This is a genomic window from Pseudomonas sp. 14P_5.3_Bac1 (genome assembly GCF_025466135.1).
Taxonomy (GTDB): domain Bacteria; phylum Pseudomonadota; class Gammaproteobacteria; order Pseudomonadales; family Pseudomonadaceae; genus Aquipseudomonas.
Genome location: NZ_JANLOF010000033.1, coordinates 1 through 14384 on the forward strand (window position 1 = coordinate 1; position 14384 = coordinate 14384).

Consider the following 14384-nt stretch of genomic DNA (forward strand, 5'->3'; position numbering starts at 1 on the left):
AGCCCGCTCCCACACAAGGCTGGTTTCCACATTAGATAGGCATCGCTCAATTAATCGAGTATCAGCTTAACCCCAGCGCCTGCCAGATTCGCATCACCTGGCGCCGTTCGTCGGCGAACTGATCCCCGGCTACCGTGCCAGCCTCATTTTGCAAGGCCTGGCGGTGCGCGGCGGAACGGTAGGCTTTATACACCTCGCGCAGCAAATGGGCATCGGCGGCGGGCATCAGCCCGACCTGCTCCAGGCCCTCCAGAATGCGGATATTGTCGGTGTAGCGCAGCAACGATGGATGTTGCGCAGACCACGCCAAAGCCGCGTATTGCACCATAAATTCAATATCGACGATACCTCCGGCGTCCTGCTTGAGGTCGAACACCACCGTGGGCTCAAAGGCATTGGCGCCGGTGCCGGCCGCCGTAGACCGGGTGCCCAGGTTGTCGCGCATCTTGGCGCGCATCTCACTGACCTCCTGGCGCAGCTTGACCAGGTCGCGCTCACGCCCGAGTACTTTAGCGCGGACCTGCTCGAACGCCTGGCCCACATCCTGACTGCCCACCAGCACCCGCGCGCGGATCAGCGCCTGATGTTCCCAGGTCCAGGCTTCATTTTGCTGATAGCGCTCGAAGGCTCCCAGTGAACTCACCAGCAAACCCGACGCGCCGGATGGGCGCAGGCGCATGTCGACCTCATACAGCTGGCCGGAGTTGGTCTGGGTGGTCAGCAAGTGGATGATGCGCTGGCCCAGGCGCGTGAAGAACTGCGCGCCGTCGATCGGCTTGGCGCCGTCAGTCTCGGCCTGCGGATCACCGTCGTGGATAAACACCAGGTCCAAGTCGGAACCATGTCCCAGCTCGATGCCGCCAACCTTGCCATAACCAACAATGATGAACCCCGGGTCGCACAGCGTACCGTCAAGCCGCTGCGGCGAGCCGTGGCGGGCCACGGTCTGGCGCCACGCCAGGGCCAGTACTTGTTCGAGAATGGCTTCGGCAAGCCACGTCAGGTAGTCGCTGACTTTCATCAGCGGCAGGCTGCCGGCGATTTCCGAAGCGGCCACGCGCAGACGGTGAGCCAGCTTGAAGTGGCGCAGTGCCTCCATCTGCTGCTCAAGGTCATCCTCGGGAATGCGCGTGAGGCGCTCGCGCAGCTCGGCGGCGAGTTCCGGCGCCAACGGCGGCTTAAACAGGCGGCCTTCGTTGAGCAGTTCGTCGAGCAACAACGGGAAGCGCGTGATCTGTTCGGCAATCCACGGGCTGGCGGCGCACAGTGTGAGCAGACGGCGCAACGCGTCGGGGTTTTCGGTGAGCAGCACCAGATAAGCGGAACGGCGGGCGACGGCTTCGACCAGCGGCAGTACACGTTCAAGCACTAAATCCGGGTTGGCGTGTTCGACGGCCTGGGCCAGCAGACGCGGAATAAAGGCATCCAACCGCTCCCGCCCCAGGCGCTGCATGGCACGCAATTGCGGGCTGCCGCGCAAGCCGGCCAGGGCTTTGAGGGCTTTGGGCGCGTCGGTGAAGCCACCTTCCTGCAATTGCAGGCGAGCGGCGTCTTCCTCCTGAGACTCTTCCCACAGTGGCAGCCACTCGCCGCCTACGACCAACTCACTCTCTGCGCCTTCTTCTTCGTCAGGGTCGGCGATGACTTGGCGGAAGTGCCAGTCCACCCGACCACGCCAATACATCAGGCGCTCATGGAACGCGGACCAATCGGCAAAGCCCAGCATAAAGGCGATACGCGCCTGATCTTCCGGGGTGTCCGGGAGCATTTGCGTCTGGCGGTCGGCGATCGCCTGAATCGCATGCTCGGTGTAACGCAAGAATTCATAGCCGTTGCGCAACTCGGCGATGACTGCCACAGGCAAATAACCCTGCCCTTCGAGCGTGCCGAGCACCTTGAGCAATGGCCGTTGTTGCAGGCTCAGGTCGCGGCCGCCGTGGATCAGCTGGAACGCCTGGGCAATAAATTCCACCTCGCGAATACCACCCGAGCCCAGCTTGATGTTGTCGGCCATGCCTTTGCGCCGCACTTCCTGCTGGATCAGCTGCTTCATGGTGCGCAGCGCTTCGATGGCCGAAAAGTCCAGGTAACGCCGATAGACGAACGGGCGCAGCATATCCAGCAGTTGCGCACCGGCCACTTGGTCACCGGCAACCACGCGCGCCTTGATCATCGCGTAGCGCTCCCAGTCGCGGCCCTGGTCCTGATAGTACTGTTCCAGCGCGTTGAAGCTGAGCACCAGGGCGCCAGCCGAACCGTAGGGGCGCAGGCGCATGTCGACGCGGAACACAAACCCGTCGACCGTCATCGGGTCGAGCGCCTTGATCAGTTTTTGACCAAGCCGGATGAAAAATTCCTGGTTATCCAGCGCGCGCTTCACGCCCACCGTTTCGCCACCCTCGGGGTAGGCGAAGATCAGGTCGATATCAGAGGACAGGTTCAGCTCCACGGCGCCGAGCTTGCCCATGCCGAGGATGACCATGTGCTGGGCTTCGCCGCTGCGTCGGCCGGTGGGGGTGCCGAATTGCACGCAATGGCGCTGGTACAGCCACTGGTAGGCTTGGTCGATGCTGGCGTCAGCCATGTCGGAAAGGTCGCGACAGGTTTGCACTAGGTCGGCCTGGCGCGTCAGGTCGCGCCAGATGATGCGCACTTGCTGGCGGGTACGCTGGCGACGCAGCACGCGACCCAGCTCATCTTCTGTTTCGGCCTGTTGCACGGCGCCGGCGATCTGGCCGCACAGCTCGCCGGGCGCAAAGCCGCGGTCCAGCTCGCCCCAGGCCACCAGCTCGAGCAACATCAAAGGGTCACGCAAGCTCTGCTCAATGACAAAATCACTGGCGGCGCACACGCGGGCGAAGTCAGCCCACCGTTGCGGCGTCCAGGCAGAAAGTCCATGATCGTCGTCCAGCGCGGCCACTGCGTCACGAAATGACTGCTCGGCCCGCTGGGCAAAAGGCAAGAGAATGGCCGGTAATGGGGCCAGCGTTGGAAGGCTCATGGTCTATCCTTGATCGGCGCGTAAAAGGCTTGTTGCTGTGAACGCAAGAACCACGCTCGGTGAAGGACTGTCGAACAAAGGTTATAAATAGCTGAAATTAAATTAATCTTGGCAGGCAACATCAAACTTTCACCTTTTCTTGTTCGCAAAAGATCAACAATAACGATTATGCTCACCAGCCAGACCGAGCAATCCACTCGGTCTTGTGTAGTTTTACTACTCGTATATACATTCGAAAGGCTGAAATGGCCGACGATTTGTAGTAAAACTACAGGACGCCGAAGCAACCTTCGGCCATCCAAGAATTTATGTCGTCTGCCCACAAGGCCAGTCGCAAACTTCAGGCAACCGATTCTGGTAGCCTTTCCGCCCTGGAGCAAGCCATGCAAGACCTCGATCCCGTCGAAACCCAGGAATGGCTGGACGCCCTGGAATCGGTTCTCGACAAAGAAGGCGAAGACCGTGCTCACTACCTGATGACCCGTATGGGTGAACTCGCGACCCGCAGCGGCTCGCAATTGCCTTACGCCATCACCACGCCATACCGCAACACCATCCCCGTTACCCACGAAGCACGCATGCCTGGCGACCTGTTCATGGAACGCCGCATTCGCTCGTTGGTACGCTGGAACGCCATGGCGATGGTAATGCGCACGAACTTGAAAGATTCTGACCTGGGCGGTCACATCTCCAGCTTCGCTTCCAGCGCAACCCTGTATGACATCGGCTTCAACTACTTCTTCCAGGCCCCGACCGACGAACACGGCGGCGACCTGATCTACTTCCAGGGCCACACTTCTCCAGGCGTTTACGCCCGTGCGTTCATGGAAGGCCGCATCACCGAAGAACACATGAACAACTTCCGCCAGGAAGTGGACGGTAACGGCCTGTCGTCGTACCCGCACCCTTGGCTGATGCCTGATTTCTGGCAGTTCCCGACTGTATCCATGGGCTTGGGCCCGATCCAGGCGATCTACCAGGCACGCTTCATGAAGTACCTGGAAGCGCGTGGCTTCATCCCTGAAGGCAAGCAGAAAGTCTGGTGCTTCCTGGGCGACGGCGAGTGTGACGAGCCGGAATCCCTGGGCGCCATCTCCCTGGCCGGCCGCGAGAAGCTCGACAACCTGATCTTCGTCATCAACTGCAACCTGCAGCGCCTCGACGGCCCGGTTCGCGGCAACGGCAAGATCATCCAGGAACTCGAAGGCGTATTCCGCGGTGCTCAGTGGAACGTGACCAAAGTCATCTGGGGCCGTTTCTGGGACCCACTGCTGGCCAAAGACGTCGACGGTATCCTGCAACGTCGCATGGACGAAGTCATCGACGGCGAGTACCAGAACTACAAAGCCAAAGACGGCGCGTTCGTACGTGAACACTTCTTCAACACGCCTGAACTCAAGGCAATGGTTGCAGACCTGTCCGACGACGAGATCTGGAAACTCAACCGTGGCGGCCACGACCCGTACAAGGTCTACGCGGCGTACCACGAAGCGGTCAACCACAAAGAACAACCGACCGTCATCCTGGCCAAGACCATCAAGGGTTATGGCACCGGTGCCGGCGAAGCGAAGAACACTGCGCACAACACCAAGAAGGTTGATGTTGAAAGCCTGAAGCTGTTCCGCGACCGCTTCGACATCCCGGTCAAGGACGAAGAGCTGGAGAACCTGCCGTTCTTCAAGCCAGAGCCAAACAGCGCCGAAGCCCGCTACCTCAGCGAGCGTCGCACTGCACTGGGCGGTTTCGTGCCACAGCGCCGCGCCAAGAGCTTCAACATCCCGACACCGCCACTCGATACCCTCAAGGCTATCCTGGACGGCTCGGGCGACCGTGAAATCTCCACCACCATGGCCTTCGTGCGGATACTCGCGCAGCTGGTCAAGGACAAGGAAATCGGTTCGCGTATCGTCCCGATCATCCCGGACGAAGCCCGTACCTTCGGTATGGAAGGCATGTTCCGTCAGTTGGGCATCTACTCCTCCGTCGGCCAGCTCTACGAGCCAGTCGATAAAGACCAGGTGATGTTCTACAAGGAAGACAAAAAGGGCCAGATCCTCGAAGAAGGCATCAACGAAGCGGGCGCCATGAGCTCCTTCATCGCTGCCGGCACTTCGTACTCCAGCCACAACCAGCCGATGCTGCCGTTCTACATCTTCTACTCGATGTTCGGCTTCCAGCGTATCGGCGACCTGGCGTGGGCAGCAGGCGACAGCCGTACCCGTGGCTTCCTGATCGGCGGTACCGCCGGCCGGACCACGCTGAACGGCGAAGGCCTGCAACACGAAGACGGTCACAGCCACATCCTGGCTGCCACCATCCCGAACTGCCGCACCTTTGATCCAACCTACGGCTATGAGCTGGCGGTGATCATCCAGGACGGCATGAAGAAGATGACCGAAGAGCAGCAGGACGTTTTCTACTACATCACCGTGATGAACGAGTCCTACCAGCAGCCAGCCATGCCGGCCGGTGTCGAGGAAGGCATCATCAAGGGCATGTACCTGCTCGAAGAAGACACCAAGGAAGCGGCGCACCACGTACAGCTGATGGGCTCCGGCACCATCCTGCGTGAAGTGCGTGAAGCGGCGAAGATCCTGCGTGACGAGTTCAACGTCGGCGCTGACGTGTGGAGCGTTACCAGCTTCAACGAACTGCGTCGCGACGGCCTGGCAGTGGAGCGTAACAACCGCCTGCACCCAGGTCAGAAGCCAGCGAAAAGCTACGTCGAAGAGTGCCTGGCCGGCCGTAAAGGTCCAGTCATTGCCTCTACCGACTACATGAAGCTGTTTGCTGAACAGATTCGCCAGTGGGTCCCGTCCAAGGAATTCAAAGTCCTGGGCACCGACGGTTTCGGCCGCAGTGACAGCCGCAAGAAGCTGCGTCACTTCTTCGAAGTTGACCGTCACTTCGTGGTGTTGGCAGCCCTGGAAGCCTTGGCTGACCGTGGTGAGATCGAACCTAAGGTGGTGGCTGACGCTATCGTCAAGTTCGGGATCAACCCGGAAAAACGCAACCCACTGGACTGCTGAGGAGATTTTTTGTGAGCGAACTCATTCGCGTACCTGACATCGGCAGCGGTGAAGGTGAAGTAATCGAGCTGTTTGTGAAGGTCGGCGACACCGTCGAAGCCGACCAGAGCATCCTGACCCTGGAATCGGACAAGGCGAGCATGGAAATCCCTGCTCCCAAGGCCGGCGTGGTCAAAAGCCTGAAAGTGAAGCTGGGCGACCGCCTGAAAGAAGGCGACGAACTGCTGGAACTGGAAATCGAAGGCGCCGCTGACGCGGCCCCTGCGGCGGCTCCTGCTGCCGCTGCTGCACCTGCACCGGCTGCTGAAAAGCCTGCCGCCGCTGCCGAGGCTCCTGCAGCCCCGGCCGCTGCTCCGGCTGAGGCCTCTGTTCAGGACATTCACGTCCCGGACATCGGTTCGTCGGGCAAGGCCAAGATCATCGAGCTGCTGGTCAAGGTCGGCGACACCGTCGAAGCCGACCAGTCGCTGATCACCCTGGAGTCCGACAAGGCCTCCATGGAAATCCCATCGCCGGCTGCCGGCGTGGTGGAAAGCATCGCGGTCAAGCTCGAAGACGAAGTCGGCACTGGCGACTTCATCCTCAAGCTCAAAGTACAAGGCGCTGCGCCGGCTGCTGCTCCAGCACCGGCTGCGGCTGCACCTGCTGCAAAAGCTGAAGCGGCTCCGGCTGCTGCCGCCCCTGCACCGGCTGCGAAAGCCGAGGCTGCACCGGCTCCTGCGGCTGCCGCACCTGCGCCACGCGGTGCCAAGGTTCACGCCGGCCCAGCCGTGCGTCAGCTGGCCCGTGAGTTCGGTGTTGAGCTCAATGCTGTGTCGGCCACTGGCCCGCACGGTCGTGTGCTGAAAGAAGACGTGCAGGTTTACGTCAAGGCCATGATGCAGAAGGCCAAGGAAGCTCCGGCTGCCGGCGCTGCTACCGGTGGCGCTGGGATTCCGCCGATTCCGGTCGTGGACTTCAGCCGCTTCGGCGAAACCGAAGAAGTGCCGATGACCCGCCTGATGCAAATCGGCGCGTCGAGCCTGCACCGCAGCTGGCTGAACATTCCGCACGTGACCCAGTTCGACCAGGCCGACATCACCGACCTGGAAGCTTTCCGCGTTGCGCAGAAAGCCGTGGCCGAGAAGGCCGGCGTGAAACTGACCGTGCTGCCACTGCTGCTCAAGGCCTGCGCGCACCTGCTCAAGGAACTGCCGGACTTCAACAGTTCGCTGGCGCCAAGCGGTAAAGCGATTATTCGCAAGAAATACGTGCACATCGGTTTTGCAGTTGATACCCCGGACGGCCTGCTGGTGCCTGTGATCAAGAACGTTGATCAGAAGAGCCTGCTGCAACTGGCTGCTGAAGCGGCTGCACTGGCCGCCAAGGCCCGTGACAAGAAGCTGACTGCAGACGACATGCAAGGCGCGTGCTTCACCATCTCCAGCCTCGGGCACATTGGCGGCACTGGCTTCACGCCGATCGTCAACGCGCCGGAAGTGGCGATTCTGGGTGTGTCCAAGGCCACTATCCAGCCTGTGTGGGACGGTAAAGCGTTCCAACCGAAGCTGATGCTGCCGCTGTCGTTGTCCTACGATCACCGTGTGATCAACGGCGCCGCCGCTGCACGCTTCACGCAGCGTCTGAGCCAACTGCTGAACGACATCCGCACCATCCTGCTGTAAGCCGCAAACGGGCCTCCCTTTCACCGGGGAGGCCTGGCTGCTCCGATTTCCGAGCGCCACGCTCGTACCTCAACCCCGCCACTTGGCGGGGCTTTTTTTGGCCTGCTTTTTTGTCGGGGTAAGGGCTGTAGCGCGTGCGTCAACTCGCCACCCATCACCTGGATTGTAGAAACCGCTCCCGCGGCCGATAACAGCCATATAGCACTTAGCCTTCATCCTCTCTTGTCAGTGCGTGCTGCATGATGCAACCTTGCCGCAGGCGACAGTAAAGAGGGCGTGAGCCCGGCGCCGTGCGCATTTTTCCAAGCGAGTTTCCCCATGAAAAGCCAACCCGATGCCGCCCGTATGGCGGCCGAGGTAGTGACGCAGTTACCGGTGCCTTCGCGCCTCGGCATGCTGCGTTTCGAACGGCTTAATGAGGCAAGCTGGGCGCTGCTGTACCTCGACCCCAATTGCGAGCGCCAGTTTGGTCTGCCGGCGGTCGAACTGTGCGCCCTGGTCGGCACGCCCTACGCCAGCTTGATGGAACCGCAGGCGCGCTACCAACTGCACGACGCCATCCAGCAACAACTGACCCAGAGCCCGCATTACCTGGTGCGCTACACCTTGCACACCAGCGACGGGCCTTTGAGCCTGCTGGAAATGGGCGAGACCTACAAACAGCACAATCGCCACCTGCTGCGCGGCTACCTGATGGTGGTCGACGGACTGTTTAGCGAAATCCCCACTGCCGTCCCGACCGCAGACCTGGAAAACCAGAACAGCCGCCTGCAGATCGCCCTGGAACTCAACCAGCGTGCCCAGCAGGAACAGTTGCAGCACCTGGAGCGCGTGCGCGCCCAACAGGAGCTGATCCTGCTGCTGGCACGCCAGCGCTACACCACGCCCAACTCGCTGCAGGAAGCCGCCGAGCTGATCACCCGCAGCGCGTGCGACATCTACCAGATCGATTGCGCGAGCATCTGGAACCTGGAAGGCCAACGCCTGGTGCCGATCTCGGCGTACCACCGCGACAACCAACAGCACCACTTGCCTGAAGCGATCGACGCCAGCGGCTTCCCGGACTACCTGGAAGCCCTGCACTCGAGCCGCGCCATCGACGCCACCCATGCGTTGCGTGACCCGCGCACCCGGGAAATGGCCGAAAGCCTGCGCGCCAAGGACGTGCACGCGATGCTCGACGCGAGCATCCGTGTGGATGGCCAAGTCATCGGCGTGCTGTGCCTGGAACAAAGCGGCAGCTCGCGTGCCTGGCAGGCTGATGAGATCGCCTTCGCCGGCGAGCTGGCGGACCAGTTCGCGCAAGTGATCAACAACCACAACCGGCGCGCCGCCACCAGCGCGCTGCACTTGTTCCAGCGTGCCGTGGAGCAAAGCGCCAACGCGTTTCTGCTGGTCAATTGCGACGGCGTGGTCGAGTACGTCAACCCAAGCTTTACCGCGATCACCCAGTACAGCGCCGAAGAAGTCCATGGCCATCGACTGGCGCAGTTGCCGGCCCTGGAAAACCTCAGCGAAATGCTCTTCGACGCACCGTCGAGCCTGGCCAAGAGCAACAGCTGGCAAGGTGAGTTCAAGAGCCGACGCAAAAACCTCGAACCCTACTGGGGCCAGCTGTCGATTTCCAAGGTGTATGGCGACAACCGTGAGTTGACCCACTACATCGGCATCTACGAAGACATCACCCAGACCAAGCTGGCCCAGCAGCGCATCGAGCGCCTGGCCTACACCGACAACCTGACCAACCTGGGCAACCGTCCGGCGTTTATCCGCAACCTGGATGAGCGCTTCGCGCGCGACAGCGACAGCCCGATCAGCCTGTTGCTGGTGGACATCGACAATTTCAAGCGGATCAACGACAGCCTCGGCCACCAGACCGGCGACAAGTTGCTGATCAGCCTGGCCCGGCGCCTGCGCAACAGCCTGAGTGCCAGCGGCAGCCTGGCGCGGTTTGCCAGTAACGAGTTCGCGGTGTTGCTCGACGACACCGACCTGGAGAGTGGCCAACAGGTCGCCAGCCAGTTGCTGGCAACCCTCGACAAACCGATGTTCGTCGACAACCAACTGATCAGTGTCACCGGCTCCGTGGGCCTGGCCTGTGCGCCGTTGCACGGCCGCGACCCGCAAACCCTGATGCGTAACGCCGGGCTGGCCCTGCACAAGGCAAAGGCCAATGGTAAACACCAGGTACAGGTGTTTACCGAGGCGCTGAACGCCGAGGCCAGTTACAAACTGTTTGTGGAAAACAACCTGCGCCGCGCCCTGACCCAAAACGAGCTGGACGTGTTCTACCAGCCCAAGCTGTGCCTGCGCAGCGGCCGGCTGCTGGGCATGGAAGCGCTGTTGCGCTGGAACCACCCGGAAAAGGGCATGATCCGTCCCGACCAGTTCATCAGCGTGGCGGAAGAAACCGGGCTGATCATCCCCATCGGCAAATGGATCGCGCGCCAGGCCTGCCGCATGAGCAAGCAATTGAGCGCCGCCGGCATGGGCAACTTGCAGGTGGCGATCAACCTGTCGCCCAAGCAATTCTCCGACCCGGACCTGGTGGCCTCGATTGCCACCATCCTCAAGGAAGAACAGTTACCCGCGAAACTGCTGGAGCTGGAGCTGACCGAAGGTTTGCTGCTGGAAGCCACCGAAGACACGCGCCTTCAACTGGACCAGCTGAAGAGCTTTGGCCTGACCCTGGCCATGGATGACTTCGGTACCGGCTATTCGTCGCTGAGCTACCTGAAGAAATTCCCCATCGACATCATCAAGATCGATCGCAGCTTTATCCACGAAATCCCGGACAACCAGGACGACATGGAAATCACCTCGGCAGTGATCGCCATGGCCCACAACCTCAAGCTCAAAGTGGTGGCCGAGGGCATCGAAACCTCCGAGCAACTGGCCTTCCTGCGCCGGCATCGTTGCGATGTGGGCCAGGGCTATTTGTTCGACCGGCCGATCCCCGGTGCAGAGCTGCTCGAGAAGCTTAAACGCTACCCGCGCGGGCCAATCGCCTGACAGCGCTGTAACACTCGGGCACACTGGCTGTCTGAATCTTTACCGCTAACTCAACCTGACGAGAGGACTGCTCATGGTCTTGCGCTCGGAAATTCTGGTGAACAAAAACGTGTTGCCCACTCAAGAACAAGCTTTGCCTGGCCGTGAAACCCCGATGGCACTGCCAGAGACGCATTTCGTCAACGGCAACCCGCTGCTCGGCCCCTTTGTCGACAACGTCGAGTTCGCGATCTTCGGCCTCGGTTGTTTCTGGGGTGCCGAACGCCGGTTCTGGCAGCGCGACGGTGTGGTCAGCACCGTGGTCGGCTACGCCGGCGGCTACACGCCGAACCCCACTTACGAAGAAGTCTGCTCGGGCCTGACCGGCCATAGCGAAGTGGTACTGGTGGTGTTCGACCAGGACAAGATCAGCTACGAAGAGCTGCTGAAAATGTTCTGGGAGCTGCACAATCCGACCCAGGGCATGCGCCAGGGCAACGACATCGGCAGCCAGTACCGTTCGGTGATCTACGCCGTGAAGCCTGAGCACCTGGAAGCGGCCAAGGCCAGCGCCGAGGCGTATCAGGGCGAGCTGACCAAGGCCGGCCTGGGCACCATCACCACAGAAATCGAAGAAGCACCGACGGTGTACTTCGCCGAGGCGTATCACCAGCAGTACCTGGCGAAGAACCCGCAGGGCTACTGCGGGATCGGCGGCACGGGCGTGACCTGCCCGATCTAAGCACAACGCAGATCAAAAAATGTGGGAGCGGGCTTGCTCGCGAATGCGGTATATCAGTCGACATATCTGTTAACTGACACTCCGCTTTCGCGAGCAAGCCCGCTCCCACATTTAGTCTTGTGCTTGGCTTGAGATCTGATTACTCAGCGATGAGCCAATCCATCTGCCACCCACCCTGGGTCTGGCCAAGTTTCTTGGACAGCCATGGCAGCAGCTCACGCAACTCCTCTTCCAAACCCCACGGCGGGTTGGCAATCGCCAGGCCCGAGCCGGTCAGGGTGTTGGGCGTGTCCAGTGGATGCACCAGCAACTCCACCCGCAGCAACTTCGGCGCGCCGGTGCCGGCCAGGTCCTGGTAGAAGCGGCGCAACATGCGCTGGTCTTTCACCGGGTACCAGATCGCCGCAACGGTCTGGCGCATGCGGCTGACCGCTTCCTTGAGGGACGCCGCGCAGCGCTGCATTTCGTCGAGCTTTTCAAACGGCGGATCGATCAGCATCAACGCGCGCTTTTCCGGCACCGGCAGCAAGGCACGCGGCACATGCCAGCCTTCGCCCAAGTGCACTTTGACGCGGCGATCGCCCTTCATGTTGTCCTTGAGCAGCACGCCGTCTTCCGGGTGTTTTTCATTCAGCAGCACACGATCCTGAGGCCGCGTGAGGCGGCGCGCCAGTTCTGGCGAGCCCGGGTAGTAGCGCAACTGGCCATCCGGGTTCATCTCATGCAACACGCGCATGTAGTCGGCGGTCAGCGGCGGCAGGTCGCTCTCGCCCCACAAGCGGGCGATGCCTTCCAGGTATTCACCGGTGCGGTTGGCCTGATCACCTTGCAGGTCGTACAGCCCGATCCCGGCGTGGGTGTCGAGGTAGGCGAACGGCTGCTCCTTGCGCGACATCAGGGCGATGAGGCGGGTCAAGGTCAGGTGTTTGAAGACATCGGCGTGGTTGCCGGCGTGAAAGGCGTGACGATAATTCATGGTTGCTCCTGCGCAGGGGGCGAAGTTTACCTTCTACAGGAGCAAAGGGGCAGAGTGTGGCGAGCGGGCTCACCCCGCGTTGGGCTGCGCAGCAGCCCTGGATAAGGTCACCGCGTTCTTTTTTTGCCAGAACTCATTGGCAGGTTTTGGGGCCGCTACGCAGCCCGACGCAGGGCAAGCCTGCTCGCCACAACAACCCCTCACACTGATGACTATTTCCAGCAGGCGCTGCGTCAACTCAACTCTGAGGCCAGATAGTCGGCCAGCGCCCCATGGCTGACATCCGCCCCGCGCGCAAAGCAGGCGACCTTGTGGCGCAAGATCGCAGGCTTGAAAGCGGTATGCAGGTCGGGGCGCTGCTCTTCGAGCCATTGCAGCAAGTTGTCGATCAGCACGTGGGGTGATTGCTCTGCCAGATGCTCCAGCAACGAGGCAGGCACTTGCCACCATGGGCTGGTTTTGGCGGCAGTGACCGGGCCAGTCGCAACCGTTAGCGGTTGGCCGTTGATCAGGTAACGTTGAAATACCGGCAACACCTTCCCCGCCTCATCGCCGATGTTTTGCACAATCGCCAGAAATTGACCGCCATCCCAGAAGCGCAAAAATACTTCCTGCCCCTCGGGCAACAGCACCTTGGTCAAGCTTTGCAGGTGCGCGACCACTGTTTCCAGCGGGCTGGACGATACGGCCAGCCAACCCCAGTCCGTAGATTCGGTGGTTGCTATCCAGTCGAGGAATGGGCTTTCGGGCTCGATGATGGCGACGTAAGGCATGACCTCAGTCCACTCAGCATAGGCCGTGCTTGCCCAGATGGGCTGGGGCGGCATACCAGCTGCCATTTTTTGCCAGACATCTACCGGCTTTGCGTCGCTGGCGTTACTGAGAATGACGACGGCATTCTCAGTCGTCTGAAGGGGACAATGGGTTAACCAAGTTTCTGGTAACAACTGATTCGGCATTAGGTACATTCCAATCAAAGGAGGACGCAAGCAATGATTCGTTTTTCATAACAATTGCTGTCACAAACAAAGCGTCAACAATTACATTTTGAAAAGCTCTCGCCTAATCTAGGGCCAATTTCAACATCCTCCCATCCCACAAGCTCTCCTATTACAAGCAAAATAAAAATGCCAAGGACGGAGGCCACTGAACAGACACCTAGACTTTTCAAAATAAATTTGAGCATCTTCGGAAACTCAGCGTAGTCCTCAGCACTAAGACATCCGTGTTTTATAGAGTGTGCGGGAAAGGCGAAAGCACCGATCACAGCCCTTATCGCCCACGATCTACTTATAGGATCCCAACCGATACTTCCACCCGAACTTATAACATACCAACTACGCCTTAAGTTCTTCCGTATCTTTTCCATCTTAAAATAAGAAAGATACAAAGCCCACACGGGCACGACACACATCAATAAAAAAACGAAATCGAAAAAATAAAATAGACATCCTGCGCGTCATTTATATGCACCTTGATCCCCTCACTTAAGAGAGCGTTACCCAAGCCAGCCAACATATTTACCTATACCCCACAACGCAACAGCGTACCCTCCCATGCCCATCAAAAAAAACCCCCACAGCCTTAACTCAAGCATTAGTCGACGAGGGACGTTATCCAACTCCTCACGCGTTACGGCTCCATCCTTAATGTGCAATTTTTGAAAGACAAACATTCCCGCGACAGTATTTAGGAACAACATCTTGCTGAAAAAATTAGCACCCACAAAAAGCTTACGATAAGAGACCAATCTTGAATTACCCAAACACTGCAATATTTCATCGATTTTACGATATGAAAAATATACCTGTCCTATTAAAACAAGAACACCCCATGCCGCCGCAACCAATAGGCAATACGAATATAAAACGCTAGCGTCTTCCATAATTACTTTATCCCTTCATATACGATCTCCCCCAACTTCCCCCCCAGGCCAGACCCGGCACTCCCCCCGATTGCCGATGCAGCTCCCACCACCACC

The 14384-nt window shown here is 59.8% G+C and carries 8 protein-coding genes; 4 read left to right on the forward strand and 4 right to left on the reverse strand.

The window, feature by feature from the left end:
* Positions 1 to 61: 61 nt before the first annotated feature.
* Positions 62 to 3001 (reverse strand): bifunctional [glutamate--ammonia ligase]-adenylyl-L-tyrosine phosphorylase/[glutamate--ammonia-ligase] adenylyltransferase, encoded by a 2940-nt coding sequence (gene glnE, locus NTD89_RS07865; RefSeq protein WP_262206996.1) that lies wholly within the window; start codon positions 2999 to 3001, stop codon positions 62 to 64.
* A 383-nt stretch (positions 3002 to 3384) separates the two neighbouring features.
* Between glnE and aceE the strand changes: the two genes are divergently transcribed.
* From aceE to msrA, 4 genes are all read left to right on the forward strand, one after another.
* On the forward strand, positions 3385 to 6030 hold the full coding sequence (gene aceE / locus NTD89_RS07870; RefSeq protein WP_262206998.1) for a pyruvate dehydrogenase (acetyl-transferring), homodimeric type: 2646 nt from the start codon (positions 3385 to 3387) through the stop codon (positions 6028 to 6030).
* Between the two features lie 11 nt (positions 6031 to 6041).
* Positions 6042 to 7694, forward strand: a complete 1653-nt coding sequence (aceF, locus tag NTD89_RS07875; RefSeq protein ID WP_262207000.1) for a dihydrolipoyllysine-residue acetyltransferase — start codon at positions 6042 to 6044, stop codon at positions 7692 to 7694.
* Positions 7695 to 8012: 318 nt separating this feature from the next.
* Positions 8013 to 10706: a putative bifunctional diguanylate cyclase/phosphodiesterase gene (locus NTD89_RS07880; protein ID WP_262207002.1), complete on the forward strand. Its 2694-nt coding sequence runs from the start codon at positions 8013 to 8015 to the stop codon at positions 10704 to 10706.
* A gap of 73 nt (positions 10707 to 10779) precedes the next feature.
* Positions 10780 to 11427: a peptide-methionine (S)-S-oxide reductase MsrA gene (msrA, locus tag NTD89_RS07885; RefSeq protein ID WP_106577569.1), complete on the forward strand. Its 648-nt coding sequence runs from the start codon at positions 10780 to 10782 to the stop codon at positions 11425 to 11427.
* A gap of 139 nt (positions 11428 to 11566) precedes the next feature.
* Here msrA and NTD89_RS07890 read toward each other — a convergent pair whose 3' ends face one another.
* The 3 genes from NTD89_RS07890 to NTD89_RS07900 all read right to left on the reverse strand — a co-directional run bounded on the left by NTD89_RS07890 (position 11567) and on the right by NTD89_RS07900 (position 14288).
* The gene (locus tag NTD89_RS07890) at positions 11567 to 12403 is read right to left on the reverse strand and encodes a 23S rRNA (adenine(2030)-N(6))-methyltransferase RlmJ (protein ID WP_016975658.1); all 837 of its coding nucleotides are present in this window, start codon (positions 12401 to 12403) and stop codon (positions 11567 to 11569) included.
* A gap of 233 nt (positions 12404 to 12636) precedes the next feature.
* Positions 12637 to 13362, reverse strand: a complete 726-nt coding sequence (locus tag NTD89_RS07895; RefSeq protein ID WP_262207006.1) for a DUF4123 domain-containing protein — start codon at positions 13360 to 13362, stop codon at positions 12637 to 12639.
* 539 nt (positions 13363 to 13901) lie between these two features.
* Positions 13902 to 14288 (reverse strand): hypothetical protein, encoded by a 387-nt coding sequence (locus NTD89_RS07900; RefSeq protein WP_262207007.1) that lies wholly within the window; start codon positions 14286 to 14288, stop codon positions 13902 to 13904.
* Positions 14289 to 14384 lie beyond the last annotated feature (96 nt).